Origin of the sequence: Paenibacillus sp. P3E (assembly GCF_001909045.1) — a bacterium.
Classification (GTDB): Bacteria; Bacillota; Bacilli; order Paenibacillales; family Paenibacillaceae; genus Paenibacillus_AQ; species Paenibacillus_AQ helianthi.
The window spans coordinates 18,295-44,480 of record NZ_LVWH01000159.1; the positions used below are offsets into that span (position 1 = coordinate 18,295).

The window sequence follows — 26,186 nt, forward strand, 5'->3', positions numbered from 1 at the left end:
CTATAAATCTATTATACCTAATTGGTTTGTTCGCTATGTGTCCAAAATAAAAAGCCCTTCAGAATCGTTTGAAGGACTTCTTCCCACAATTTCGTACCCTTTTTGGAGCGTTCCACAAGATCGACGTCGGACAATTCAAAGATAGATTTAAGCAGTTACTTTGGCCTACACCACTTTTACCTGAAAGGCTTCAACACTGACTTGATTCCCGTTCATCGTCAAGGCTCCATCGTAATATCCCCGGTCCCCGTTCGGCTTGCATTTATAATCCCCCGAGCATCCGCAGACGAAAAACTTGGTGGTGGCAAATCCAGGGTAGATATGGTCAAGCTTCCGGTAAAATAAATGTCCATGATGCGTAAAAATGGCGAGTACCCTGTTTCTTGCTTTTGGAGGGATGGCCATGAAAAACTTGCTGGTTTCCGACTGGCTCAGCACATGGCTCGGCTCCACAGTAATCCCGGCAATCTTCAAAGGCCAATGAAAATCAATCACATAAAAGTGCTTGTCATCCAGCTTCTTCAGCAGCGCCAGGCTCGCTGGACTGAACTGGCCCAACGCGCAATCGAGCCACACGTACTTCACTTTGCCTTGCGTTCCCGGAAAGTTCATTTGTCCGGACACAGCGCCCAAATATTTGGTGAATAACGGCAGGGTACTCGCCTCCCAATTGCCTATGGATGCTTTGTAAGGAATACTCCCAAGCGTGCTTAATACAGTGTCCTTGAAGTCCTTGTAATACGCATCCGCATGATTCCCATGATCCGCCCCCGCCTGGGCATTGTCGCCGCCGAATATCACAAACCCTGGTTTTACACCACTGACCGCTTTGGGCATAAGGGTTCTTAAATATGCCGGAGCTGTTCCCATATCCCACATGACTGTCCCCGATCACCGCAAAGCGGATAACCTGGGCTTTGGCCGGAGGAGTGGCTGCTGCTCGCTTAACCGCAGTTCTGGAGGGAAGAAGTCTTGCGGGGGCCGGTGAAGCCTTCTTTTTCATCATGTCTCGCCTCTCTCAAATGGTTTAGTCAGATATAATAGTATTTATATTCAATACTGAATTACATATCTTGGACATAAGAGAGGCTTTTCAGCGTTCGGATCAAGGAAGCTTCTGCAAAAAATCTGCAATTTGCTCCATATAGCCTTTGACCGTGATTTGTCTTGGCGCGAACAGGCTGATCATCACGGCCCGCAGCCTGGAATCCGCCGTACGGGTAGTCAGCATGGAGTGCTCTGCACCGGGAAAGACCTTGACCGTGAGCAAGGATGGGCTCACCTCTCTGCGGTACACCTCCTCCGTTTCCCTCCAGTCTACATTCACATCCTCTTCCCCCAGCAGGAGGAGTACAGGAGAGTTGAAGTGCTGCAGATCGTCAGTCGCATCCGCTCTGAAGTTCTTGCCCACGAAGGTCCAGCGGTCCCGGGACATCACATCCTCCTGATTCGCTGCTTTTACATATTCTTCGTACGTTGCATTCTTTGCCAAAAGCTCCTTGATCTGCTGTTCATACGCTATCTGTGCGGAAATTTCATCCCCGGAATAACCGTCCTTCGCCATTTGCATCCGCGTATTGTACTCCCCCTGAGTTAACCAGTTGATCGCTGGAGATACCAGAATACTGAAGGCAAGCGGCTCCTTCCCCGCAAGCTTCGGAATCACCCATCCGGCCTGGCTGGCTCCCCACACACCTATCCGAGATGGATCAATCATCGGCTGTGTTCTCGCCCAGGCCAGCGCCTGGCGTGCTTCTTCCACCCGGTCATCGATGCTCTGATCGAGCCAATTCCCTGCTGATCCGTCAATGCCTCTCTTGTTCAGCGACAGCGAAGCATAGCCCTGTGCAGCAAGCCGCTCCCATAGCGGCTTATATCCATCCCCGTGGGAAGCATTAATCGGCCCGTCACCGTGAATGAACAGCACAAGTCCCAGCTTACCGGAAGCGTTCTTCGGCAGGACAAGCGTACCTGTCAACTTGCCTTGGGGAGAGTCGATCTCAATGGACTGCTCCCTCATGTCAAAGCTGTTTTGCTGGAATACATACAGCACCGCGCCCGTACAGAGCAGCACAATAACCAGGAGTAATCTTCCTATTATTCTTTTCATAAGGACTCCTCTCCGGCTCTATGCTCTGTGGGTTCGAGCGGCAAAATCATATATTCCCATTTCCATTCACGAACAAGAACATACAGCAGCAGACGGTGCTGCTCCTCTTGCGTATGGAAGGAAAATTGTTCATATAGCCGCTTGGCACCTGCATTGCTCCCGGAGACATGGAGGCTCAGGAAAGTCCATTGCGGCTGGCAAACCGCATAAGCGTGCGCCCATTGCAGCAGCAGCTTGCCTGTCCCCTTCCCGCGATGCAGCGGATGGACAGACAGATCGGCAATATAGCATTCTCCGTCCTGCGGCTCATGGCTCAAAACGTGTAACGCTGTCAACAGCTTGAACACCTTCCACCTCCCGAACCGGGCCAGTTCCCGCATCTCTGAAAGTCTTGCAGATGGAGGTGCCGCCGCAGTATCAACGCCTGCACCCGGTTTCCACTTGAGGCACAGCGTTCCAATCACCGTTTCTTCATGTATTGCTACCACACGTTGACTCGACTGTTCTCCCGGAAAGGCATCCAGCAGCTCTTCGAACAAGAGAGCCAGATCGCCTTCCCCCATCCGGGTTAAGGGAGAAAATTTGCCGCTGAACGCGTGCACAAGAAGTTGGCTGACCTGCCGGTTGTACTTGGCCTGCATCGGTTCAATAGTGAAGGAGGATTTCATCATGCGGATACCATCCGCTGCAGCAGCTCGTAATGAAGCTTATCCTGACTGAACAGGGAGAGATACGATTTCTCAATGAGGATCAGAGGTCCTGCGGAAATATAGGCATGCTCTGCCGCATATTCGCCAAACCGGGCGATCTGTTGAGCCAGTTCATCCTCCCGGGACACCTGAAACGGGGAGCACAGATACTCTCCTGCAGCCAGCACCAGATCTACCGTTTCCGTGGCTTCCATGACTTCCGTGCAAAGTACAGCGGAACCGGTGCCTTCATACACATAATGAATGTCTGCTTCAAACAGATTAAGGGCAGGCTTGGCATACTCCGCAAGTTGTCTCGCCTGTAGGGCAGACTGTTCGTTAAGCTCGAACCACCACATCAAATTTACGGATTCCCGCCGCACTACCCGGTAAGCCGTAGTATCCTGGCTGAAATCATCGTGCTCATGCAGTACCTTGCCAATAAAATGCTCAAGCTGCTGAAGCCGGAGAATCTCGGATTGCGTATCTTCCAAAGAGTTCTGGAGCATTTGCCGGACCTCATCCGGCCCAAAGTCTGTCATACATTCCTTGACCGTCTGGACCGGCAGCCCCAGCTTCCGCAGCAGCATAATATGGGCCAGCCGATAGATCTGGTCGATGCTATACCTACGGTACTGGTTGCCGTCAGTATAAGAAGGCAGAAGTACACCCTTTTCTTCAAAATAGCGGATCTGATGCACCGACACATTCATAAGCTTGGCTAGTTCACTGATGGTGATCTCACTCTTCATTAACTTCACTCCCACCGTTCTGGATATCTGTAAAGATACACCTTAGGTCAGACCTAAGGTCAAGAGTGGAACATCCTACAGCCATTCCTCCGTCAAAAGCTTCTTTAGCAGTTCAACCTGCTCCTGCCCTAAGCGATCTATGATCTGCCGCTCCATCTCTACCTTAATCTCCAGCATGCTGCGGCATGCCTCAGACCCTTTTCCGGTTAGAGTGATATGCTTGTCCCGGGCGTTGCCAACGACCTGGGCGATCTTGACGTATTCTTCGGCAAGCAGGCCGTTGATGCATTTCTGTGCGCCCTGCCGGGAAATATGGATTAATCGGCTGACTTCCGAAATAGATAAAACAGTATGCAGGTCAAGCATGGCCAAAATATGAGTTTCGGTCTTATTAAGCGGGTAGCTGCTCCGCCCGTTCACCTCTTCCCGCAAAGCCTTATGCTTTTCGCTGATTAAGTCAATTAAATTCAGGTTTTGTATATAATCCTTCATCTGTTCGGGCCTCCAAATATACAGGTGATTTAAGTGTATCACTTTCAGGGAGTTTTTTGTCAACTTGGTTGACGATTAATTCGGGGTCTGTTACTATGATCGCAGTCACAAAATTATATTTCAAGGGAGTTTGGGCAATGGGAAAGAATAAAAAAGAGGCTTTGATCTTTACGGCAATCATGTGTACGTTAATGGTGCTCTTCATGAGCATTTATAATGTAGTTCTCTCCACTGGCTGGACCAGCAGCGTCATTACAGAGGTAGCCATCGGCTTTGTCCCCGCATTAATTGTCGGCCTGTTCATGGATGTGGTGGTAGTCAGCAGAATAGCCAAAGGAATCGCGTTCAAGCTCGTCAAACCGACAGATCCAACACTCAAAAAAGTACTTACCATCTCCTTCTTCATGGTCTGCGGCATGGTGCTATGCATGTCCTTATACGGTACCCTGGCACACTACGGACTTAGCGGCAACTTCTTCGCCCATTACTTTTCAACGGTGGGACTCAATTTCATCTGCGCGCTGCCCCTTCAGCTCATAGTAGTCGGTCCGCTCACCCGGTTCCTGTTCATGCGGATTTTCCCGGTGCCGGCTCATGCGGCTGCATAACCTGTAAGCTGTAATTAAAAGGTAAGTCAACATTCGAGATTAAGGAAGGAAAGATCTCATTGATTCATGATTACAGTTGAGTACGCCACACGTAAAAAGGACCTGGTTAGGAATTAATTAACCAAGTCCTTTTTTTGCGCCCAGCTCTACCATGCATACCAACTGATCTCTATCGTTCATCTCTGTACACAAGGATTGGGTTTGAATGGTAGATTTATTATTTAGAATAGGGTGTTATCCCCTTTGTATACAGGTTATCCATTAGCCCGAAAAATTCCTCCGGCGATAAATCCTTTTCCCGCTGAAGCCATAGACGAAATAAAGAAAGTGATGTGGAGATGTGAAACTCAATCAAGTAGGGCGTTATGGAATAGTTTGACGGCAAGCTTAAATCCAGTCTGTCAAGGGTCATTTCTCTTTTTAGGCGTTCTAAAAAACGAAGACTTCCATAGTCCCCCAAGAGCGCCTTAAGCACCGAGAGATGTTCCCTGTCTTCCAAACAATGAAGCGCATTCTGAACATTGTAGGTAGATAGCTCATTATTCGCCAATTCTTCTTTGATATAGCTCAATAAATCATTCTCAACAAAGTCTAACAATTCGTAAATATCCGTAAAGTATTGATAAAAGGTGCTGCGGTTATATCCCGCCTTATTCGCAATCTCCTGAATGGATATTTTTTCAATCGGCTTTTGACTATATAACTCACAAAAAACATCTATGAAGTTTCGTCTTGTTTTTTCCGTGATTTCGGGCTGCTTTTTCATTTTACACTCCTATCGAGAACAAGAATATCATCCGACAAATCATAAAAAACTGATGGTTGATCAAAGAATAATAAAGATCTATGATCACATTATACAACATGTTGTCGGATGATTAAAAGAAAATGCTGAAAAATAGGAGTGGTTTTATGTCAGCAAAACAAAATAGAGTTTTAATTTTTGGTGCAGGTGTTATAGGGAGCGCATACGCAATCAAATTCATTGAAGCAGGGATTGACGTTACTCTGTTTGCACGTTCTGACAGGTTCAAAACATTGAAAGAAAATGGCCTGCAATATTATGAAAAAGGTGCGGTTAAGTCTATAAAAGTAAATGTCATTGATACGCTTGAACATGATGATGTATATGATTTTATTTTCGTTACCGTCCGTTACGATCAATCCGAATCAGCGTTGCTGGCACTTAAAGACAATCAAAGCAAAAATATTGTTACAATGACCAACAATTCAATTGGATTTTCTTCGTGGCTGGATATTATTGGAGACCGGCTTTTACCCGCTTTTCCTGGTGCCGGCGGACAGATTAAAGAGGGGATTTTGTATGCCCGGTTCCCGCCAAAGATTCTGATAGCTACTAAGTTTGGAGAAATAAGCGGTGAAGTGACCGAACGTGTAGAAAACCTCGTACAATTATTTAAAACAGCAAAGCTTCCCTGCACAATTCATAAGGACATGAAATCATATCTGATAACTCATTCCGTATCGGACATTGCGTTGCTTAGTGTTCTACATGTAGGAAATAAGATAATCGACGAAAAAACAGTTAGAACCAGAAAAACGGCACACCAAATAACCCTCACTCTAAAAACGTATTTAAGGGCCATCCAAAAAGCTGGCGTTGCCATTCATCCTTCTGTATTTAAAATGGTGCTTATATTCCCAAATTGGGTGTTGGATTTGTTCTTTATGATCTGGCTGCGGACAAAAATGGTGAAGGATATGCTGCTGCCGGATTATGCGAATAGTGCCAATAAGGAAATTGTGCAGCTGAATAACGATTTATTGAAGTTTTTAAATCAAAATGATATCGATCTGGAAATACATGCTTAGTGATTTCCGTTCGTTCCAAATAAGCATAACCGTGCTGAGCTAACGGGAAACATTTTTTCAATAAAACAGCGGCAGTCAGGGACTTCATTTGTCGTCCCTGACTGCCGCTGTTTCTTTTATTAGGGGGCCATCTATTTGCAGGAGATGAATCCCAATCCTACTTACCTGCCAGTCTGCTCCTGACCGCTGCCGCAGCTCCGATGGCACCAGCTTGATTACCCAAGACCGCCTGCCTGATGATTACCGGTTGATGCGGAGTGTAACGGCTTACCCGGCCGGCAATTTCCTGGACATATCCAGCATTCTTCTCCACCACTCCGCCTCCGAGAATGATTAGATGAAGGTCCAGAGTGATCGTTATGTTCTTAATGACAACCGCCATCTGGTCATAAGACTTGTTCAAAATCTGCACAGCAGCTGCATCTTCCTGTGCCGCTGCTGCAAATACATGCTCCGCCCGGACCGGTCCGCTTCCCGCGATTTGCCGGATCAGGGAGAAACGGCTGTCCTCAAGCAGATAATCGGCGGCCTTCTGGCCAATCCCTGTACCGGACACAGCCATTTCAAAAGGCCCAAATTCACTGTTCTCCGAATCGGCAGAAGCAAGGTCTGCTTCCGGTTCAAGAATCAAGTAACCAATCTCACCGGCCGAAAATCCGGCCCCCCGGTACAGCTGCCCGTTCAAAAACATAGCTCCGCCAATCCCCGTTCCTACCGTAATCATCATAAAATCCTCAGAGCCGGCGGCGGCTCCGGCAGCATGCTCTCCAAGCGCCGCCATATTCACATCGTTATCAAGCACAATAATCCCCGGATAATGGGCTGCGATGACCGGACGGATATCTATGGCAGGCCAATTCAGTGCAGGGGCACTGGATAGAATCCCTGTGGATTCATTCATCACCCCGGGAAACCCGATGCCAATTCCGCTGAGTGAGGCAAGACCGCCTCCATTTGCTGCGCAGAACTGCCCCAATTCATCAAACAACCAGGCGAAGAACAGCCGGGGATCACGCGTAAGTTGCGTCTCAAGCTTATGCTGCGCCAGGATATTTCCTTCTTCGTCAACCAGGCATAACAGCGTTTTGGTTCCGCCCACATCGATTCCGGCACTATGAATGTTCATTCCAGCAACCCTCCAGATTCTATTGATTATGTCTAAAGCGTCCATTCTTCACGGAGGCGGCGAAAGGCAGCTTGCACCGCAATCTGAATGGCTCCGGTAACGACATCCCTCTCCCGGTGGCATGAGACTGCCAGGCGCGGTTTGCGGTCCAGCCCGGTTAACCGCGCTTCCAGCCGGTGAAGTAATACGTCTCCGTTGCTGCCAAGTCCTCCACCCAAAACAATTGAATCTGGAGCGATTACAGCGCAAATATTGGTTAATGCCTCTGCCAGCATTCCACTATACGCGTCCATTACGGACTGTGCCACAGGATCACCCTTTCTGACCTCTTCGAACAATCTCTCGGCAGAGATTCCGGGTTCAGAGCTGTAGGAATCCGGCTTCTTGTCCTGCTCCCCTGTTATAGCGGAGGTAAGCCTTAGAAGTCCCTTGGCAGAAAGAACATCCTCCAGCCTCCCGGCACTGAGCCTCATATTGGCTAATTCCCCTGCTCCTCCGCCCAGGCCGCGGTAGATTGCACCATCAATAATGATGCCTCCCCCGGTTCCTTCGCCTAACGAAAAGTATAAGAGTGAGCCCCCTCCTCCTGCGGCATCGCCAGTTAAGGAATGCTCCGCGAGTGCCGCCAGATTCACATCATTTTCAGTGATGACAGGGACGGGAAAAAGCCGGGTTAAGTTGGCAAGCTCCAATGTAGTTTCAAGGCCCTTCAGCGGTGAAACCAGCCTAGACACTTCACCGCCGGCAGGGTCCACGACCCCGGGAATTCCGATCGCGGCAGCCTTAATCCTGTCCCATGCTACACCGTATTCCTTAAGCAGCCCTTCCAGGCTTTCAACCAAAAAGGTCTGGAACTCTATATCTGTCAGGCTTCCTTCAGGCATTGCCAGCTGTTGGTACTGGACGATCTGCCCTCCCATATCAGCCAGCGCCATCCTGATCCGTGTAGCCCCCAGATCAACGCCGGCTACATAAAAGCAATGGGTATTGAATTCAAGCCAGGTTGCCTTTCTCCCCTGGGAGTTGTCGGCCCTGCCCGTCTCCCTGACCAGTCCACGCCCGATGAGATGAGTGATGGCTGAGGATACGGTTGGTTTGCTTAACCCGGTCTGACGGCTGAGATCGGCCCGTGATTGCGGTCCCCCGCCTATAATCTCATTCAGAATCAGCAATTCATTCAGATTGCGCATGGCTCTCGGCGTACCTGCAGATTGGTTTTTCATTGTTCATCCTTTTTGGTATAGTTAGTTAATTTTATTAACTAACTATACCTGCTAGCCCTATATTTTTCTAGCCCCCAAGAAAAGTATTTATTTCTCTTAGCTCCTTGGGGGTTTAGGTTCTTCTAATCTTTCACAAAAATCCCTCTTTCATCAAGCCATATAGAACAATATCACTCATCGCCTTAATGCCGGATTCGAAGCTGACCGGATGATTAGCAATATACTCATAATCCAGCAGCTTTCTCAGGGTTTCATTCAGCATGAGCTTGAGAATGACCGTGTCCACCTTCCGCAGCTCCTGATGGTTCATCCCTTCCTGCACCAGCTCAATGACACCATCCCAAATCGTGTCCAGGTGGTGGTTCACCTTCCCGTAGAGCCGGGGGTAATAACGCTGAAGGTCATCCATATGCCGGATAATGGTGCCTATCGAATAGGCATCAGGTATGTTTTGAAAATAGAGCCTGATCTTCTCCTGAACAGAAAGTTCTGCATCTTCCAGGATATCCGTATCCGATTGGGTAATTTCCGTAAACACAAAATCTATGGTTTTCTCTATCATTTCATCCTTACTTGAAAAATAGGCATATACGGTGCGTTTACTCGTACCCAGCTCTCTTGCCAGGTCCTCTGTCGTAAACCTCGTGCCTTTGGCGCCAAAACATTTTAAAATTTTAAAATAGACGTTATTGTCCATGCCCTTGCCCGTCCCCCCTTCCTCTAGCTTCCCGTTACTACCTTAACACTTAGGTAAGGATACGCGGAAGGGGTTTTACCATACGATATAAATAATACGGTTTTTTCTCTATCGTATCCGTGATCTGGTATCCCAGCCGCTCATATAGCTTGATGGCCCGGAGGTTCTCTTGCTTGACCGTCAGGGAGCATTTCCCGTAGTTGCTCAATCTGGCTTTTTCCTCTGCAAAATGAATTAATTTCGAACCGATTCCGTATCCCCGGCCTTCCGGCAAGGTTGCCAAAGCTCCGATGTGATATTCATCCGCTCTTCCCTCATTCAGGCTCACCATAGACCACAAATCCTGCAAATGCAGCAGCGAATGCTTGACGAGCTTCCATTTCCGCATTTTGATTAGCTCCCGGACCGTGGGCCACACCAGCTTATCCATCACCGATACCGGGTAGCAGGTAATCATCCCTATGGTTGTGTCATCCAGCCTGGCCTCAAAAGCATATTGATGGCTGAAACGGTTTTTTCCGAGACCCCATAATTGTTGTAATGTGCTCTCAATTAAGGTTTGATCTATCGATCCAACCAGCGGATAAGCCATATAATCCAGTGCCATACCCATCAGTCTGCCTCCGGACGCCGATTTGGGGTTGCCATTCATAATTGTAATATTATCCATAATAAACGTTCCTTTCGATTCCTGTATTTCGGTACCCATATGGTTTTTATAGTACCACAATACGTGAACCCATTCCCCTTGTCAAATAGCGCCTGTGTCACGTCCAATCACTCTCACACCAACATACATATTTTATGAATAGAACAAATACGTTACAAGGAGCTGATTACTGTGGCCCAGATTCTCGATTTCAGTAAAAGTGTTGCCGCCAGCTTCAGCCAGTCGATCTCGATCCCCATTCTTGCATCGCCTTCAAGCAATACGCTCGCTCAATTCGGTTTGGCAACAGGGCAGGGAGGCAATGTGTGGCTGAGCGCGTCCGTCGGTGTCCAGAATACGCTGGGAAGTCCGGATTTGCTGTTCACTATTTTACGGGGAAGCACGGCGGTGTTTACGATTACGGCGAGTGCGCTGAATATCAACCAATATGACCCGATCAGCTTCTCTTTTGTTGACAGTAACTTGACCGCTGGCTATTTCGCCTATACCCTTACCGTTTCGCAGATGAATTCCTCTGTTCTGAACAGTGCAAATCTGGTAGGCCCCGTGTTATTTTCGGGCCTGTCCCTGGTGTGACTGTCATGACACAAATTATTGATCTGGGTAAAAGCATCCCGTCCAGCTTCTCTCAGTCCACCTCTTTATCTGTATTAGCTTTGCCAAGCAGCATCATTCTTGGACAATTCGGGTTGAATGTTGCCACAGGAGGATCGGTTCAGCTTGAAGCCACTATCGGTCTGCAGAGCACCGGCACTAATTCCCCGGATGTTATCTTCACTCTCGTACGCAATGCGGTGCAGATCAGCACCTTCCGGTCCAGCGGTACCGCTGTGAATGCCTTTGATGCGGTGAAATTATCTTATGTAGACTCCGGGCTGACTTCGGGTTACTACGCTTATGCAATAACCGCGTCTTCTGTATCGGGTGGAAATATCCCCAACGTCGTCGGGCCGATTGTATTTATGGGTTTATCCATTCTTTAACCCCCCTCACAGAGGGAGTTTTTCCTCTCTCTGTGTTATACATATTTTGGAATTTCGGCATAGGACAAAATGAATCCACATACTTTTTACCAAATGTCTTTAATCAGGCCGGAAGGAGTTCATGCGATGCCTTTCACAACGGGAGCGGTATACAATCCTCCAACAGGCTCCACCCATTTGGACCGGATTCAAATCTCCTGCTTAAACGATTCCATTATTTCCCCCATTAATCTCACCTTGCAGATTTTTCAGTTCCGTGGAGCGAGCTTCACACGTGTTGCTGTCGGAGAAACCCTTTTCCAGCTTAATCCCCAGCAGCTTGTTGCCCAGACCTATTCAGTTACGCTTGCCGATTATTATGAGGTCCAAGTCAATTTCTACAGTGCAGTAGACACCATTATTAACATCTTTGCGCTGGATGCGAGCGGAAACACTCTGGATCGGATTCTGCAGCCTGAACTTACATATATTGACCGGTTATCGATTATTTCTACCTAAAATGAGGTGATCCATTGGCTAACGTGAACATAACTGCCGCTTTGCCGGGGAATCATATCGAGCCCTCGATAGCGGTAAATACGCTGGACCCGAATATTCTGTGTGTGGTCGCGGTGGAAGACAGTACAGGAACCGCATTAACAGGCTTCTACCGTTCGATCGACGGAGGAGCAACTTGGTCAAATACCGTATTGCCGCAAGCACCAGGGTACATGAGCGCAGAAGCCCCGACAATCGATTATACGTTTCCCGACACATTCATCGTGGCGGTTCATTACTTCAATGAATTTATGGATGGAACGATTGCTACCTACACTTCTTTTGATAACGGAATAACGTTTAATCCCCCGGTCATTGTACAGCAAGGGTTTGGATTATATGTTCACAATGATGAACCTTATATCGCTGTTGACCGTTCTCCCTCCAGTCCCTACCGGGGAAATGCATATGTAGGCTATACGCCCATTTACGACCTTTCCCAGAACTCGGCTATCTTTTTCCAACGTTCTCTGGATCAGGGACTCAGTTGGGAACGGCCGCTGCGCATATCCGATCCCAGAGGCGAGCTTGACCGGGCTGCCCTTGCCGTCGGACTCGCCGGAGAGCTGTATGTCGGTTATATTCAGACCCGCTCCAACCTCCCGACGAATGCATATATCAGAGTATCTCTGGATGGGGGTGTTTCCTTCAACCCTCCTGTGATCCTGGGAGCTACGTTCATCGCCAGTACAGTTCCAGTGCCGAGTCCTCTGCCCGTGCCGAATTACGCGTTCCGGGTACAGACGAACCTCAGCTTGGGGACCGACATATCCGCCGGACAGTTCGGGGGGTTTGTGTATGCGGTCTGGAATGATTTCCGTCTGGGCTATGCGGATGTCTTTTTTTCCCGTTCTCCGGATGGATTGCTGTGGTCCTCGCCTATTAGTATCACAGGAGCACCGGCGGGCTCACAGAACTTCTCCCCTTCCATTACCGTCTCCCCCTCGAACGGAACCATACGGGTGATTTATTACACCAACCGGGTGAACGGATTTCTATTGGATGTTTTTGTCGCTGAGTCTTTCAATGCCGGCGTTTCCTTCGCCAATCGGCGGATATCCGATGTTTCCACCAATCCAAACGGCAATTCTCCCACGCCTGTTCCGCTGATTGGCGACTATATTACTGCAGCTACCAAATTCCCGGATACGCTGGCCGCGGTCTGGAACGATTCGAGACTGGGCAAGCAGGATATCATCTACGGAAATTGAGAACTTCACACGAATTTGCGCGTTAATTTGTGGGATCCAGGACATACTATGCCAGTAAGCAGAGACGGAACTGCCGTCTTTTGAAAGAAAAATAAAAGGCATAAAGGAGTATGTGTATGTCAGGGATATTAGGCGGAAATTCAAAAGATGAACCTATGCATTACGGAGAAATATACGGTGTATGGCAAGCTTCAATGGTTGCAAAGGGATCCATCTCCTGTTACCGCGCATATCTGAATCATGCGGGTGACCATGAGCTGAAAAAAATCCTCGGCACCTTGATTGATCAGGCTGAACTGGAAGTAAGCGAATGTGATAAACTATTGACAGATAACGGTATCGGCACTGCTCCGGCACTGCCTGACAGACCGCAGGTCAAGCTCGAAGACATTCCTGTGGGAGCAAGATTTACAGATCCCGAAATTGCAGCCAAAATTGCAGCGGACGTCGCCACTTCATTGGTAGCCTGCAGCCAAGTAATGGGACAAAGTATCCGTGAGGATATTGGGGCTTTATTCGCCAAGTATCACATGACCAAGGCAGCCCTTGGTGTCAAAATTCTGAAGATGACTAAAGAAAAAGGCTGGCTTATTCCTCCGCCGCTACAAGTGAAAAGACATGAAACTGTGAACGCCTAACAGCAGTAGCCCTTTCTATCCAAACCGGATAGAGAGGGCTTTTTAAATTCCACACTTGTAAATCCCCCGTAAAAGAAAGGCTTAATTTCCAATCCGGCGGCTACAATATACATATTCAAATGATTGGGAGGTCTTTTGTGAAGAACAAGGATTGGATTGTGAATTCTGCGGCAGAGCATAAACCTATTCATCTGGAGGGCCTGCATCATGTCCCTCACAGCAACTGGGCATACCTCTATGACAAGGACACCTTCCATTTGCGTGTCCGGACCCAGAAGGAGAATGTGAAGCAGGTCTTTGCCCTCACGGGCGACAAATACGATTGGAAGAACTATCATCATGAGCACAGGATGCAAAAGATAGTAACCGACCAGCTCTTTGATTATTGGGAAACGGCTGTAAAACCCAAAAATAAGCGCTTCTCTTATGCCTTTCGCTTTCATGCCGGAGAAGAGACCGTCTGGATGACAGAAGAAGGAATCTTCACCAGGCAGCCTGAACCGCCGGAGGGATACTTCGAAAGACCTTATATCCATGAAGTGGATCTGTTTAAGGCTCCGGAATGGGCCAAGTCTGCCGTATTCTATCAGATCATGCCCGACCGGTTCGCCAATGGCGACCCCGGAAATGATCCCGAGAGTATTTCAGCATGGGGAGATGCGCCTACGGTTGAAAGTTTCTTCGGAGGAGATCTTCAAGGAATCATAGACCATCTGGATCATTTGGCTGAGCTGGGGATCACGGCTATATATCTGACCCCCATCTTTGAAGCTCCAAGTAACCATAAATATAATACAACCGATTACAGGAAGGTGGACCCGAATTTGGGTGACCTTGCGGTACTGAAGAATCTGGTCCAAAGCGCTCATGCCCGGCAAATCCGTGTTGTGCTTGATGCCGTGTTTAACCATATCAGTGCACAATCATCCCAATTTCAGGATGTGATTGAACATGGACCACACTCCCCCTATGCCGGCTGGTTCCACATTCATGAGTTTCCTGTGAAGGTAACCGATGGGAAGCCCAACTATGAGGCGTTTGGTTTTTTTGCTGAGATGCCCAAGCTGAATACGGCAAATCCTGAGGCCCGGAAATATCTGCTGGATACCGCTGCGTATTGGATGAACGAAGTAGCTATTGACGGCTGGAGACTGGATGTGGCCAACGAAGTTGACCATACCTTCTGGAGGAACTTCCGCAGGCTTGTTAAAACCATCAATCCCGACGCTTTTATCATTGGAGAGGTGTGGAGTGATTCTATGCGCTGGCTGCACGGAGATCAATTCGATTCGGTCATGAACTATCCGCTTGCAAGGCGTTTGATTGAATATCTGAATAACGGTGACATTGACGCTCAACGCTTTGGAGCCCAGATTAGCAACCTCCTGATGCGTTACCCGCAGCAAGCCAATGAGGTATTGTTCAACCTGCTCGCGAGTCACGATACTCCGCGGATTCTCACACAGCTGGGCGGGGATGCAAGAAAGCTTAAGTTGGCTGCAGCCTTCCTGTTCACTTTTACCGGGACTCCCTGCATCTTGTATGGCGATGAAATCGGTCTTGAGGGGACCGGTGATCCGGATTGCCGCAAATGCATGATCTGGGAAAAAGAGTTCCAGAACCGGGAACTGTTCGAGTGCTACCGGTCTCTGATCCGGCTGCGCGTAACGTTCCCGGCTTTGCAGACAGGCTGTTTCCATGTCCTGAGGGCAGACCCGGGGGAACGTGCTTTTGTATATGAACGCATGGATGCGCATGCACATTTCGTCATTTCACTGAACCCCTCGGAACAGCTTGTTTCCCTGTCCCTTCCGCTGGAAGGAGCATTTCAGGATGTAACCAATAAGGAACAAGTGATTTCAACAGGAGGAAGCTTGCAGCTCCATCTTGAACCTTTCAGTTACCAAATTCTGATCAAGAGGTAAAAGCAGCCCCCGTCTGAACCGGAGACAGCGCGTGGGTATGGTCGAGATAAATAAAAGCGTTGTAGCGCTTCGAAAGGATAGAGGGTACGTAATTGCCCCGCTCCCGTTCCGGATGGTAGACCACACCAATAGCCCGGTGTCCGATAACCTTCTGGTCCAGTACGGTCTCTTCCTGACTGAACAAGAGCAGCTTGTCTTCTGCCCCATCCCGGTGCAGCAGCTCCTCCCAGCTGTTCTTCAGCGCTGGCGGAACCTGCATTTCCTCCGCTGGAGCTCCCCAGGCTCTCCCCGCAATGACCGTCCCCCGGTACGTCCCGAAGCCAACGGCATATACGGTGCTTCCATATTTTTCACGCAGCAATTGTCCTACATTGACCATCTGGTCCTGCGCCATATCGGTTGCCCGGGCATCACCAATATGAGTGTTATGCTCCCATACCACTACCCGGGCACCCTTACCATGGAACTCCATCAGCTTCTCCAAGGCTGCAACCATATGGCGGTCCCGGATGTTCCATGAATCGGAGTCATGACGTATCATCGTCCGGTAATAGGATTCCGCCCCCTGTACAGTCATCGCATTGAGCTCAGCGCTTAATGCATTCTCGCGGTCAGCCGGATGGGCCTGCTTCCACTCATCCTGAAGTTTGCTTAACAGCGAAACCACCACCTCCTCGCAGCCCTCTCCGTATAAAGACGCTGATATCCCATACGATTGCCCCTCCCTGCCGTAAGGTTCAAAGCATTCAAAAGCATGCATAGCCGCTTCCAGGTCCGGGCTGCCTTTAGAAGTGAGATATTTCAGGATTTCATCCATTGATTCCCAAAGACTATACATATCTATGCCGTAAAAGCCAACCTTCTCTGATTCCGGCCGCTCTTCATTATAGCTGCGCAGCCATTCCGCCAATTCCAGAATTTCGCGGTTCGCCCACATCCAGGAGGGCCATCGGGTATAATCGCTGAGGGCCTCCCTTGCTTGGTCTGCCGCATCCGGATACCCTTTGATATAGCGGTTAAGCGTATAGCAGGATGGCCAGTCCCCTTCTACCGCAATGAACCGGAAGCCTTCTTCTGCGATAAGACGTTTGGTTAGCCCGGCACGAACGCTGTAGAACTCTGAGGTGCCATGCGATGCTTCTCCGAGCAGAACATAACTTGCGCTTTTGGCCTCAGCGATCAGACTGTCATACGATTCATCGCTGCCCCAAGGCTGAGCGAGCTTCCGTATGGATTGCATAAGGGTTGAATCATTCATTCGCCGTCATCCTCCAGTTGTAATTTCATTTTTGGATTCCATTAGTTTCCGGTTTCCTCCACTCCTGCCCGGACAGGCAGCTGCCTCACATAGCGGTCCGACTGTTTCATCCGCTCCATAATATGGTCATAGTCTGCCTTGTAGGGAGTGATATTATCGATGCGCTTAAGCGTTCTGATGGAGGTCGCTTTCCCATCCTTGAAGCCTTCCTTGCCAGGAACAAAGAGCACCTCATCATTAAGAAACGAGCCTGTGGGCAAATAATAGCGCATGCCGATAATATTATGGTCTGTATTGACCAGATCCTGCCCAAAAGCCGTAAATCCTTCCGCCTTCAGATCAATGCCCATGATATTGGCTACTGTCGGAAGAATGTCGGTCTGGCCTCCGGTCCGGTCTATGATTCTCGCGCTGAGCTGTCCCGGCAGGTGAATCAGCAGCGGCACATTAAAGGTGCTAATGTGCTTATGGTAGGGAATGTTCAGGGCATCGCTGATCTTTTGAGGATTATAATTTTTCTTATTGAGCCCGAAATGATCCCCGTATACAACAACTACGCTGTTATTCCATAACCCGGATTGTTTAAGCTTATCGATAAAGGTCCCAAGGGCATAATCAACATAATGGATGGCTGTAAGATAATTTCCGAGGGTATTGCCGTCTAATGCCGCATTCAGCTTCAGACGTTTCCTGTCTTCCGGGATCGTATAAGGAGAGTGGCTGGAGGCGGTCACCAATTGGGCATAGAATGTTTGATGCTTCAGCGCCAAAGCGTTCAGCTTGTTGAAGGCTACGCGGTAGAGTTCCTCGTCCGAGGCCCCGAAACGGTTAAACTTTTCTTTGCGATAATAAGGCTGGTCATAATAGGGGTCGAAGCCCAGTGCCGGGTACAACTGATTCCGGTCCCAAAAGCTCACATCATTCACATGAAACGTATTCGCGGTATATCCCCGCTTATGCAGCAATCTGGCCAGACTGGGAAACTTCCGGTTCCCATATTTCGAAGACATGGGTGTTCCCCCCACCGGGTAGATGGAGGTATTGGCGGCGAATTCTGCATCCGACGTATTTCCACGGCCAATTTGTTGAAATATATAGGGGAAATATAAGCTTTCAGACGCCAGTTCATTCAGTACAGGAGTCAGAGGCTGTTCTTGAACAGATTGATTCAGCAAGAAGTTCTGGAAGGATTCCAGCTGGATGATAATGAGATTGTATCCTTGTCCCGCTCCAAAATAGGCTTTGTAGCCGTCCCCGCTCCGCATGGCAGCAAGCTGCTCCAGACCGGATTCAGGCTCCGCCCTCTTGTAGGAATGCCAGAAAATAAGCGCAATACTTACAAGAAATACTGTCCCCAGCATAGTTGCTTTCCGGATAGAGAACTTTCCCAAACGATTCGTCTCTCCTCTCCTTCCTGATCAGTTACCGCGCCCGCTGGCGTTGCCATGGATTCTTCATGCCTCTCCCGGATTTGAAAGGATTATTATCCTTAGGGTTTCCGCCTTCACTGGGCTTCACTGCGAACAATGTCAGCAGCCCCCCCAAGGTCCCGACAGCTGCCATCGTTCCGAACAATACCCAATGTCCTCTGGTCATTAGAAGGGAAACAACGGGCGGACCCAGAGCTACCCCGATGAAGCGCATACTGCTGTACAGAGACGTAATGGTCCCCCGGTTCTCCTTTTCGATACTCTCCGTAATCAAAGCGTCCATGCAGGGCAAAGCCACGCCAATGCCGATACCGCTGAGACTCAGGAATCCGACCATGAAATAAATATTGCTGTTGAAGCCTGTGATGACCATAGCTGCTGTCAGCAGCACCATGCCTCCGAATCCCAGCCATTTCATCAGCAGCTTGTTCTGGCCGATAATCTTACCGCTGCCATAAGAAGCCAGACAGAGCAGGGCCAGTGGAATCGCCAGAACGAAACCTTTGGCGGAGCCGTGAAGGTTGTATTTGGCCTCCAGGGTTTCCGATAAGTAGAATAACACTCCAAATGTTACGAACATGCAAATCCCGCCGACTGCAAAAATCGAATACAACCAGCGGCCTTTTTCATGCAGAATCTCCTTGATTCCTTTTAAAAACTGTCCCAGCGCTTTTTTCTCGGCCTGCCCTTCAGATTTTGGCTCCTTCACAAGAAATATCATTAGGACAAAGGAGACCAGACATAGAATCGGGATCGCAATAAATGGAGCATACCAAAGTACCGTTCCCAGATAAGCGCCTAGAATAGGACTAAGCACTTTGCCGAAGGTGTTCGAGGTCTCCACGACACCCAAGCCTCTGCTGACTTCTTTCTCATCCTTGAACAAGTCCCCGACAAAAGGAATAACGATCGGGAAGGCTCCGGCAGCCCCGATTCCCTGGACAAAGCGCCCGCCCAGAATAACCCAGTATGCAGTGGACCCCTCCAAAAACCATGCGGCGGCAACACAGACGGCCCCGCCTAGAGCAGCAATGATCAAGCTTGGCAGAATAACCTTTTTGCGCCCAAATCGGTCGGATAAATATCCCGCAATCGGAATCATCAGGATCGCTATTAGTCCGTAAACGGTGATAATCATACTGACCTGAAAAGCGCTGATCCTGAGCTCCCCGGAAATTTGCGGCAGAATAGGCAGCAGCATGGAGTTGCCTAATGTCATGATCAGCGGGATGGAAGCAAGTGCAACCAGAGCCCCTTTCTTTCCCTTCATGGTAGAACCACCTTTGTTGTTATTCACATGTTGATATTGTGGTTTCTTGCGCAGGAAATCATACGCTTTGCTTCCTTGGGAAATTTCCAACTCTGTGACAAGATGCAGAATAAACATGCGGCATCAGGGGAAGATACCTCACAAGAAAATTACTTTTTAGGGGATTTTCCATTTGTATTTTTATAAAGAAGGTCCAGTTCCGGGACTTGCTCCGTGGCGTGTTCCTGGAATAAATTGCTCATGTCAAACTGCTTTCCAATGATGTGGCTACGGCAAACAAGGCCTTGTCCTTGTAGCAGAGCAGACTCAAAAAGGCCCCCGGTTTTTTCGGCGGGCCTTCATTTGTTGTCCTATAACCAGTCCTTACAGAATATGCTAGCTACAGAATAGAGTAAGGAGGGCGGGCACTATTAATGTATTCATAGGTTATATTTTTTTGGGGCTGTCGCTTTCAGCACCGATTGGACCGATTAACGCTGCACAATTGGACAAGGGTATCCGGGGAGGATTTATGCACGCCTGGTTTGTCGGGCTTGGAGCCATAAGTGCAGATATCATTTACATGCTTCTGGTCTATTTCGGTATTATCCATCTGCTCGATGCTCCATTTGTCAAAGCGTTTTTATGGTTATTCGGATTTTTTGTGCTGGTATACACAGGAGTGGAGAGCATCAAAAATGCAGGCATCATCGAAGCCTCAGAAATGAGAAGCAGTGAGGCCTCCCTTTCCAAATCCTTTCTGGCCGGATTCCTGATGTCTTTATTCAATCCGCTCTCCATCCTGTTTTGGCTGGGCATTTACGGCTCCATCCTGGCAAAAGCCGCCAGCGAGTATCCGATGCATCAGCTGCTGATGTACAGCGGTGCTATTGTACTGGGAATTCTGCTCTGGGATGTGTCCATGGCGGCAGCCTCCAGTGTCTTCCGTAAATTGCTGACTGCCCGTGTGCTTAAGGCGATCTCAGTGCTGTCGGGACTTTCGCTGGTCGGCTTTGGCTTCTATTTTGGGGTACAAGCCATGCGGCTGCTATTTTTTCATTAAAAGCTTACTTTTGCGCATACGCATGCGGATGCCTTTAATTTTGAACTGCGGGCCTCCATCCAGTCTCTGAAACTCTTCTTCCAGTTTCTCCGCAGGACGGTGTCCGGAGGAAGAGGCCTCTCTCTTCTTGCGTACCTTATGCACGATAAGATCACTTGCCGCGATCAGGGCCACCAGCAGCAGACTGATGTAGAAACCGGGCCGGCTGATCTCATGGAAAAGCGTCCCGGCAACTGCCGCACCAATAAGCACCAGACCTGTCCAGCGCTTAAATCCGCTTATTTTGGCTGGCTTGAGCAGCTTCCCTGATGACAGCAAAATAAAAGCCCAGTTGTACAAAAGCATTAATCCGGCAGCTGTAGTGATGTATTCATATACCTTTCCCGGCAGCAGCAGGGACATCACTATCGCTGCGATTAGTCCCACGGAGATCAGACACATGGCCAGCAAAGGATATTTACCTTTTAACTTCCGCGAAAAAAGCTGTGGCGCATCCCCTTCCTGCGCAAGGGTAAGCATCATCGATGTCACCGCATAGAGCGAAGCGGTCATAGTCGAGAATCCGGCGATAATCAGCACACCATTGAACAGATGCGGTATAAAAGCCAGATGATCACTGGCCAAGGCAAGCACAAACGGACTTTCCTTGGGATTAAAAGCATTTAGGGGCACCATGGTCACAACGAGGCCAATCGATACAACATATACCGCAGTCAGCAGCAGCAGCATCACTTTTCCTGCTTTTGGCGCTTCTTCAGGCTTGTTCAACCGGTAAGACATAATACCCAGTACCTCAATACCGCCGTAAGCATAGAAAGCAAAGATAAAAGCAGACCACAGGCCAATACCCCCGGCCGGAAACAATGCCGTATACGTAAGCGGAAGTTTAGGTGTATATTTACCGCCCCCGATCCATCCCGCCAGCAAAGCCGCCGCCAGCACCATAAACATCAGAATGGCGGCCACCTTGATGACAGCCAGCACATTTTCAACACGGTCAAAGCCCTTATTTCCGAAGAAAACAATTAGCAGACCCGTTAAACCAAAACCTGCAGCAAAGATCCACATCGGCACGTCCGGAAACCAGAACCGGGCAAAGATCGACAAAGCCGTAAGCTGGCTCCCCATAATCAGCAGCTCCGAGAACCAGTAGACCCAGCCACTGGCAAAACCCGCCCAGCTTCCAAAGGCTTTTTTGGCATAGGAACGGAATGATCCTTGCTCTGGATGATCTGCCGTCATGCGTGATAACGCATCAAAGACTACATAAGTTCCGGCAGCAGCTAGAAGGTAAGCCAGTAAAACTGCGGGTCCTCCTATGGAGATTGCCAGACCGGAACCCAGAAAGTAACCGGTACCAATGGTACCCGCAACGCCGAGCAGGCTAAGCTGCCACCATTTCAGTTTTTTGTCGTCTTTAGCATGACCGGAAGCTTTGTCCAAATGAATTCAGTCCTCACCTGTTTGGAATTTTGAGACGCTTACCGTCTTTAGGCTACCCACACCTTTTCAATTTCATTAGGTGGACAGGCATTTATCATTCCAAACCATGATGCTATGATGTACGCAGGAGGAATAGCTCTAATGGACACTAGCAAATATGAGAACCTTGTTCCGAAAGTCTTTCTGTTCGTTGACCGGAGATGTTTCCCGGACTGGGAGATTGGCCGCAGCCTCATTGATTTTCATGATCTGACATTCATTCTGGAAGGCCAGGCAGATTATTATATCAACGGAGAGAAATTCACTGTAAAAGCGGGCGACATGCTCTATGCACCTCCCGGCAGTATCCGGGAAGCCCGAACCTGTAAGGAATCTCCGATGCATTCCTATGCCTTTAATTTTTTCTGGGAAGGCCCGGATAATCCTATCCGACTTCCCTTTGAGACGGTAACCAGGAACTGGAGGACCAAAGAGATCCTGGAAGATATCAGGGAATTCTCGCATGTGTGGATGGGCAAACAGCCTTTGTACCGGATGAAAAGCCGGGCCATCTTCCAGTTGATCGTATACCGGCTGCTCAGCATCGCCCACCATCATCAGACGCCAATTCTTGATCCTAGAGTACATAAAGTAATGGCCTATATCATGGATCACTATGCTGAGGATGTGACGATTGCAGATTTGGCTCAGGGGGTCGGCCTCAATCCTGTCTACCTGGGCAAGCTGTTCAAGCAGAACACGGGCTTAACCTGCAAAGAATTTATGAATAAGGTGCGGGTGAATAACGCGGAGATGATATTGTCGGCAGGCGGTTTTAATGTGTCGGAAGTTGCGGAGCATTGCGGATATCATGATGTCGCTTATTTCAGCAATGTCTTCAAGAACATCAAGGGCTATCCTCCGTCATCCGCCTTAAAATAACGGAGGACCCCGGGCCGGCCGGGTATCCTCCCATGGCTCCGGCAGCCCTGCAAGACTAATGTCTGCGCTGTCCTGTATAAAAGCTCTCTTCCGGCCCCAGATACGAATAGGGCAGCGGAGAAGCGCACAACACCAGCTTTTGCAGCACCAGACCGGCATCCAGTCCGTAGAAACGGAGGGTATGCATGCCTTTTGACAAGGTATGACGGGTGGCTGTGGTATGAATGTTATCCATCACGGCGCGGCACCACGGCTCATTATCATGATTGCCGCCCTCATAGCCCACCGGCAGGGTATCTGCAATCACCGGCTTTTCCCCATCAAAGCCTGCCGCATATGTCAGTCCGCTGGTCATGGACAAGTTGTTCGTCGGCGCGGTATAGGCGGTCAGGGTATAATCCCCGTCCTGACCGAGCAGAATCCGGTACTCCAGATAAGGTGCCTGCTCCGGCTGGGCAAAAGATATACCGTCCGGATACATTTTTACCGAAGATAAAGTGCGTCCGTAGTTTCCGATAATCTTCCACTCGGCCCCGGACTTCGACACGCGGCTTATCGCATGCTCCGCTTCTATCGATACGACATGATGGGCTTCAATAAAAGTCATGGGCGGCACATCCTGAATGTCGGTCCACTCCGTGGATGCCTTCACCTTCACGGTTTCTCCGGCACCTGAAAGAGTGATTTCACCGGAGGCTGCCCCGTATACCCTGTCCCAGTCCACAGAAATTCTAAGTGTCTCCCCGGTAACAATCCAACCTTCGGTCTTCTCCAGCCTGATCCAGTCCGCGCTGCTCTTTGCTTCAAAGGCAAAGCCTTCTGCTCCGCCATTACTGATAGTAATGTCATAGCTCTCTTGCAGCAGATTTGTAAATACCGGAAGGCTGGCCATCCCCGAAACATAGGCCCGCTCAGTACCCTCCACATCAACGATCATCTGAGGTCCAGTAGCAGGAACGATGGTGCTCACATCCGGGTACTTCCACCCTTCCGCATCCCAGTTGACATACCCCACATGAGCCGAGCTCATCATCCCCTGCCATTTCCCGCTTGCCATACCGCTGTTATAGGCCCGTTCCAGCTCCTTGTCCCGCCCGGTCGCTTCATGAACGAGCTTCGCATAGATATTGGCAAGCACACTGCCCCGCTCCAGGTAAAGGCTGTTCAGTCCCGCATAAATGTTCATCTTCACCACATTAGCCGATGCTGCAGCAGGATAATAGACAAGCTGATAGTACGCATCCTTATGCGGTTCCGGGATCCGTTCATAAATGGCTTCTGCCGCCTGCTCAAGCTCTATGGCCTGTTTCAGGACCCGCCCGGCCTCATGGTAATGGTGCAGACTAAAGGTTGCAGGGGTTATGATTTCCGGTTTGCGCCGGCCGTTCATCCGGGTGTAATCCGATAATATCTGCGTAATTCCTTCCACCGTTTCTGCTTCCAGGGCATGGCCGAACTGCTGCTTCACCCACCGCCCTGTGTATTCTGCAGTTCGGTTGATTGCCCCGGTTCCCCAAGCGTCGAAGTCATACGCCAAATCCAGAAAGTACGATATCGGCAGCTCCATAGGCTTCAAATCCCCAACATTGACGATCCACACCTCACGGATGCCGTAATCGAATGCCATGGACATTTGCTCCCAGACCTTATCCAGCGGAGTCGTATTCACCCACTCATAGGAATGGGGACCCCCGTGATAGTCGAAATGGTAGTACATGCCCCAGCCTGCACTGCGGTGATGCTCGTGTACCGCAGGGATTTTGCGGAGATTGCCGAAATTATCGTCAGCCAGTAGAATTGTAACATCCTTCAGAACATCCCAGTCCTTCAGGCCTTCCACATCGGGTGTACCGTACCAATATTTTTCCACTTCTTTGTAGACTGCCAGAATTTGCGGGGCATGCTCCAGATGATATTTCTTCAATAATCCTTTCTGCGTACGGATAATATCCTTAAGCAACTCGATATTCTCTGCATCGGAGCCCTCCAGCGCAGAATCACTTTCTCCCCGCATGCCTAGCGTGATCAGGTTATGAAAGTTTTGGTTGCGCTTGATTCCGTCTTCCCAGAAATCTGTGATGGCCTGTCTATTCCGGGCAAAATCCCACAGGTTACTTGTTCCGTACTCCTTGTATACCTTCTGCCATTCACTGCCTGCCCGGAACAGCGGCTCATGATGGGAGGTTCCCATGATAATGCCGTATTCTTCGGCATGCAGGGCACTCGCGATTGGGCTGCTTTTACCATTCAGGCTGAATTCAGCGCTCCACATGGCCGGCCATAGATAATTCCCCTTCAGCCGGAGGATCAGCTCAAATACCTTGTCGTAGAACTCTTCATTAAAGTCGCCAAAAGCCTGAGTCACCCAGGAACCCAGAGACGGCCAGTCGTCATTCAAAAAGATGCCTCTGTATTTTACAGAGGGTTCCTTGGAGGTAGTATGGAGCAGACGGGTTGAAAGCGCCAGCAGCGGCTTCTTCTCCGGGACCACATCTGCCCAGTATACCCAAGGGCTGACACCTATCTTTTCAGAAATCGAGTAGATGCCATAGATCGTCCCCCGCTTATCGCTGCCCGCAATAACGAGCGCCTGCTCCACTCCCTGAACCGGGTGTTCTATCACCTGAATCCGGTAGCATTCCCGCTTGCCCTGAATGGAGGATACATCCAAGGTTCCGTCTGCAATCAACTGGTCAATCAGCCCATTTGTGCCGATCGATCCGGCGATGATGGCGGTTCCATCCAGCTCTCTGATTTCTGTACAGATGTCCGGCTCCAGTCCGCACACCAGTGCAATATCAGCGGCAAAAGACCCGGCCACCCGGCGCAATCCGGCATAATCCTCTCCGCTGGGGTCAAGGTATATCTTGGCTGCGTTCCCCTCCTTCACAAAGGTAAATTCCTCAACAGTTATCATTACAATGTCTCCCCTTTTATCATGAGCTATCGCTTCCATTTTTATATAGGCACATTATATAGGGAAAGCGATTTCAGGCTCCATGGGCAAACTAGCAACTTTTTGTAATTACTAGACAGAAGTTTACACAAAAAAACGGAGAACCCCCACAAGCACATCTCTCTTGTCAGGGTTCTCCGTATAGCTGAGCTTCACGCCTATATATCCATATCTTTGCCTGTATAATCCACGAACATGAAGCGGCCTTGCGGTGCAACGCGCTGCTCGATCAGGCGGATAATCGCCCGGATACGCATGAGTGAGGCTGCCCGCTTCAGATGAAATATTGATAATGGAAGGCTGACATGCCTCAACCCTCCCTGTGTTTGTAATGTTTCCACCATAGTTTGTGACCAGTCTACCATACCCGTA

Annotated in this window: 26 protein-coding genes; 10 read left to right on the forward strand and 16 right to left on the reverse strand. The window is 49.4% G+C overall.

Features of this window, described 5'->3' with window-relative positions; all coding sequences use genetic code 11:
- Positions 1-165: 165 nt before the first annotated feature.
- From A3842_RS13080 to A3842_RS13100, 5 genes are all read right to left on the reverse strand, one after another.
- Complete coding sequence (locus tag A3842_RS13080) at positions 166-837, reverse strand: metallophosphoesterase (RefSeq protein ID WP_178382347.1); 672 nt, start codon at positions 835-837, stop codon at positions 166-168.
- A 268-nt stretch (positions 838-1,105) separates the two neighbouring features.
- A complete protein-coding gene (locus A3842_RS13085; protein ID WP_074087097.1) occupies positions 1,106-2,110 on the reverse strand; it encodes an alpha/beta hydrolase family protein in 1,005 nt (334 codons plus the stop codon).
- Positions 2,107-2,778 carry a GNAT family N-acetyltransferase gene (locus A3842_RS13090; RefSeq protein ID WP_256701686.1) on the reverse strand — a complete coding sequence of 224 codons (672 nt, stop codon included), beginning with the start codon at positions 2,776-2,778 and terminating at the stop codon, positions 2,107-2,109. The genes A3842_RS13085 and A3842_RS13090 overlap by 4 nt, the downstream gene beginning before the upstream one ends.
- Positions 2,778-3,551, reverse strand: coding sequence for a MerR family transcriptional regulator (locus A3842_RS13095; protein WP_074101699.1), 774 nt, complete (start codon positions 3,549-3,551; stop codon positions 2,778-2,780). Before A3842_RS13095 ends, A3842_RS13090 begins: the two co-directional genes overlap by 1 nt.
- Before the next feature lie 75 nt (positions 3,552-3,626).
- Entirely contained in the window at positions 3,627-4,043 is a 417-nt protein-coding gene (locus A3842_RS13100; protein ID WP_074101700.1) for a MarR family winged helix-turn-helix transcriptional regulator, read from the reverse strand.
- A 137-nt stretch (positions 4,044-4,180) separates the two neighbouring features.
- Between A3842_RS13100 and A3842_RS13105 the strand changes: the two genes are divergently transcribed.
- On the forward strand, positions 4,181-4,651 hold the full coding sequence (locus A3842_RS13105) for a DUF2798 domain-containing protein (protein ID WP_074101701.1): 471 nt from the start codon (positions 4,181-4,183) through the stop codon (positions 4,649-4,651).
- A gap of 217 nt (positions 4,652-4,868) precedes the next feature.
- On the opposite strand, the gene A3842_RS13110 is transcribed toward A3842_RS13105, so the two are convergent.
- Positions 4,869-5,417, reverse strand: coding sequence for a TetR/AcrR family transcriptional regulator (locus A3842_RS13110; protein WP_074101702.1), 549 nt, complete (start codon positions 5,415-5,417; stop codon positions 4,869-4,871).
- A gap of 146 nt (positions 5,418-5,563) precedes the next feature.
- On the opposite strand from A3842_RS13110, the gene A3842_RS13115 reads away from it, so the two are divergent.
- On the forward strand, positions 5,564-6,484 hold the full coding sequence (locus A3842_RS13115) for a ketopantoate reductase family protein (RefSeq protein ID WP_074087106.1): 921 nt from the start codon (positions 5,564-5,566) through the stop codon (positions 6,482-6,484).
- A gap of 157 nt (positions 6,485-6,641) precedes the next feature.
- Here the strand turns inward: A3842_RS13115 and A3842_RS13120 are convergent, their stop codons facing one another.
- The 4 genes from A3842_RS13120 to A3842_RS13135 all read right to left on the reverse strand — a co-directional run bounded on the left by A3842_RS13120 (position 6,642) and on the right by A3842_RS13135 (position 10,200).
- Positions 6,642-7,610 (reverse strand): ROK family protein, encoded by a 969-nt coding sequence (locus tag A3842_RS13120; RefSeq protein ID WP_074101703.1) that lies wholly within the window; start codon positions 7,608-7,610, stop codon positions 6,642-6,644.
- Between the two features lie 32 nt (positions 7,611-7,642).
- Positions 7,643-8,833, reverse strand: coding sequence for an ROK family transcriptional regulator (locus A3842_RS13125; protein ID WP_074101704.1), 1,191 nt, complete (start codon positions 8,831-8,833; stop codon positions 7,643-7,645).
- Between the two features lie 130 nt (positions 8,834-8,963).
- Positions 8,964-9,530, reverse strand: a complete 567-nt coding sequence (locus A3842_RS13130) for a TetR/AcrR family transcriptional regulator (RefSeq protein WP_074101705.1) — start codon at positions 9,528-9,530, stop codon at positions 8,964-8,966.
- Positions 9,531-9,579: 49 nt separating this feature from the next.
- Positions 9,580-10,200, reverse strand: a complete 621-nt coding sequence (locus A3842_RS13135) for a GNAT family N-acetyltransferase (RefSeq protein WP_074101737.1) — start codon at positions 10,198-10,200, stop codon at positions 9,580-9,582.
- Between the two features lie 171 nt (positions 10,201-10,371).
- Between A3842_RS13135 and A3842_RS13140 the strand changes: the two genes are divergently transcribed.
- The 6 genes from A3842_RS13140 (at position 10,372) to A3842_RS13165 (ending at position 15,494) form a co-directional block, all read left to right on the forward strand.
- Positions 10,372-10,776, forward strand: coding sequence for a hypothetical protein (locus A3842_RS13140; protein WP_074101706.1), 405 nt, complete (start codon positions 10,372-10,374; stop codon positions 10,774-10,776).
- Positions 10,777-10,781: 5 nt separating this feature from the next.
- Positions 10,782-11,183 (forward strand): hypothetical protein, encoded by a 402-nt coding sequence (locus A3842_RS13145; protein ID WP_074101707.1) that lies wholly within the window; start codon positions 10,782-10,784, stop codon positions 11,181-11,183.
- A gap of 126 nt (positions 11,184-11,309) precedes the next feature.
- A complete protein-coding gene (locus A3842_RS13150; RefSeq protein WP_074101708.1) occupies positions 11,310-11,681 on the forward strand; it encodes a hypothetical protein in 372 nt (123 codons plus the stop codon).
- 14 nt (positions 11,682-11,695) lie between these two features.
- A complete protein-coding gene (locus A3842_RS13155) occupies positions 11,696-12,931 on the forward strand; it encodes a sialidase family protein (protein WP_074101709.1) in 1,236 nt (411 codons plus the stop codon).
- 116 nt (positions 12,932-13,047) lie between these two features.
- Positions 13,048-13,569, forward strand: coding sequence for a DUF3231 family protein (locus A3842_RS13160; protein ID WP_074101710.1), 522 nt, complete (start codon positions 13,048-13,050; stop codon positions 13,567-13,569).
- Between the two features lie 137 nt (positions 13,570-13,706).
- On the forward strand, positions 13,707-15,494 hold the full coding sequence (locus A3842_RS13165; RefSeq protein ID WP_305953389.1) for a glycoside hydrolase family 13 protein: 1,788 nt from the start codon (positions 13,707-13,709) through the stop codon (positions 15,492-15,494).
- Here A3842_RS13165 and A3842_RS13170 read toward each other — a convergent pair.
- The 3 genes from A3842_RS13170 to bcbE are packed head-to-tail and all read right to left on the reverse strand — an operon-like array spanning position 15,484 to position 19,452.
- Positions 15,484-16,752: an erythromycin esterase family protein gene (locus A3842_RS13170; RefSeq protein WP_074101711.1), complete on the reverse strand. Its 1,269-nt coding sequence runs from the start codon at positions 16,750-16,752 to the stop codon at positions 15,484-15,486. The genes A3842_RS13165 and A3842_RS13170 overlap by 11 nt on opposite strands.
- A gap of 41 nt (positions 16,753-16,793) precedes the next feature.
- Positions 16,794-18,143, reverse strand: a complete 1,350-nt coding sequence (locus A3842_RS13175; RefSeq protein ID WP_074101712.1) for an LTA synthase family protein — start codon at positions 18,141-18,143, stop codon at positions 16,794-16,796.
- Positions 18,144-18,174: 31 nt separating this feature from the next.
- Positions 18,175-19,452 (reverse strand): bacillibactin exporter BcbE, encoded by a 1,278-nt coding sequence (gene bcbE, locus A3842_RS13180; protein ID WP_083609579.1) that lies wholly within the window; start codon positions 19,450-19,452, stop codon positions 18,175-18,177.
- 409 nt (positions 19,453-19,861) lie between these two features.
- On the opposite strand from bcbE, the gene A3842_RS13185 reads away from it, so the two are divergent.
- Entirely contained in the window at positions 19,862-20,494 is a 633-nt protein-coding gene (locus A3842_RS13185; protein WP_074086427.1) for a LysE family transporter, read from the forward strand.
- Here A3842_RS13185 and A3842_RS13190 read toward each other — a convergent pair.
- Positions 20,480-21,937, reverse strand: a complete 1,458-nt coding sequence (locus A3842_RS13190) for an amino acid permease (protein WP_074101714.1) — start codon at positions 21,935-21,937, stop codon at positions 20,480-20,482. The two genes, A3842_RS13185 and A3842_RS13190, sit on opposite strands and share 15 nt — an antisense overlap.
- 141 nt (positions 21,938-22,078) lie before the next feature.
- Here A3842_RS13190 and A3842_RS13195 point away from each other — a divergent pair, with 141 nt between their 5' ends.
- Positions 22,079-22,858, forward strand: a complete 780-nt coding sequence (locus A3842_RS13195) for an AraC family transcriptional regulator (protein ID WP_074101715.1) — start codon at positions 22,079-22,081, stop codon at positions 22,856-22,858.
- A gap of 55 nt (positions 22,859-22,913) precedes the next feature.
- Here A3842_RS13195 and A3842_RS13200 read toward each other — a convergent pair whose 3' ends face one another.
- Both A3842_RS13200 and A3842_RS32515 read right to left on the reverse strand, forming a co-directional pair.
- Positions 22,914-25,775, reverse strand: a complete 2,862-nt coding sequence (locus A3842_RS13200; protein WP_074101716.1) for a glycosyl hydrolase 115 family protein — start codon at positions 25,773-25,775, stop codon at positions 22,914-22,916.
- 197 nt (positions 25,776-25,972) lie between these two features.
- Entirely contained in the window at positions 25,973-26,155 is a 183-nt protein-coding gene (locus A3842_RS32515) for a hypothetical protein (protein WP_218618683.1), read from the reverse strand.
- Positions 26,156-26,186: the final 31 nt, after the last annotated feature.

Bases quoted from the DNA above. Each gene is read 5' to 3' on its own strand.
- A3842_RS13125 (WP_074101704.1), bottom strand. From the start codon at position 8,833: ATGAAAAACCAATCTGCAGGTACGCCGAGAGCCATGCGCAATCTGAAT.
- A3842_RS13145 (WP_074101707.1), top strand. From the start codon at position 10,782: ATGACACAAATTATTGATCTGGGTAAAAGCATCCCGTCCAGCTTCTCT.
- A3842_RS13080 (WP_178382347.1), bottom strand. From the start codon at position 837: ATGCCCAAAGCGGTCAGTGGTGTAAAACCAGGGTTTGTGATATTCGGC.
- A3842_RS13110 (WP_074101702.1), bottom strand. From the start codon at position 5,417: ATGAAAAAGCAGCCCGAAATCACGGAAAAAACAAGACGAAACTTCATA.
- A3842_RS13135 (WP_074101737.1), bottom strand. From the start codon at position 10,200: ATGGATAATATTACAATTATGAATGGCAACCCCAAATCGGCGTCCGGA.
- A3842_RS13100 (WP_074101700.1), bottom strand. From the start codon at position 4,043: ATGAAGGATTATATACAAAACCTGAATTTAATTGACTTAATCAGCGAA.
- A3842_RS13150 (WP_074101708.1), top strand. From the start codon at position 11,310: ATGCCTTTCACAACGGGAGCGGTATACAATCCTCCAACAGGCTCCACC.
- A3842_RS13200 (WP_074101716.1), bottom strand. From the start codon at position 25,775: ATGATAACTGTTGAGGAATTTACCTTTGTGAAGGAGGGGAACGCAGCC.
- A3842_RS13120 (WP_074101703.1), bottom strand. From the start codon at position 7,610: ATGAACATTCATAGTGCCGGAATCGATGTGGGCGGAACCAAAACGCTG.
- A3842_RS13105 (WP_074101701.1), top strand. From the start codon at position 4,181: ATGGGAAAGAATAAAAAAGAGGCTTTGATCTTTACGGCAATCATGTGT.
- A3842_RS13170 (WP_074101711.1), bottom strand. From the start codon at position 16,752: ATGAATGATTCAACCCTTATGCAATCCATACGGAAGCTCGCTCAGCCT.
- A3842_RS13095 (WP_074101699.1), bottom strand. From the start codon at position 3,551: ATGAAGAGTGAGATCACCATCAGTGAACTAGCCAAGCTTATGAATGTG.
- A3842_RS13160 (WP_074101710.1), top strand. From the start codon at position 13,048: ATGTCAGGGATATTAGGCGGAAATTCAAAAGATGAACCTATGCATTAC.
- A3842_RS13195 (WP_074101715.1), top strand. From the start codon at position 22,079: ATGGACACTAGCAAATATGAGAACCTTGTTCCGAAAGTCTTTCTGTTC.
- A3842_RS13130 (WP_074101705.1), bottom strand. From the start codon at position 9,530: ATGGACAATAACGTCTATTTTAAAATTTTAAAATGTTTTGGCGCCAAA.
- bcbE (WP_083609579.1), bottom strand. From the start codon at position 19,452: ATGAAGGGAAAGAAAGGGGCTCTGGTTGCACTTGCTTCCATCCCGCTG.
- A3842_RS13085 (WP_074087097.1), bottom strand. From the start codon at position 2,110: ATGAAAAGAATAATAGGAAGATTACTCCTGGTTATTGTGCTGCTCTGT.
- A3842_RS13115 (WP_074087106.1), top strand. From the start codon at position 5,564: ATGTCAGCAAAACAAAATAGAGTTTTAATTTTTGGTGCAGGTGTTATA.
- A3842_RS13090 (WP_256701686.1), bottom strand. From the start codon at position 2,778: ATGAAATCCTCCTTCACTATTGAACCGATGCAGGCCAAGTACAACCGG.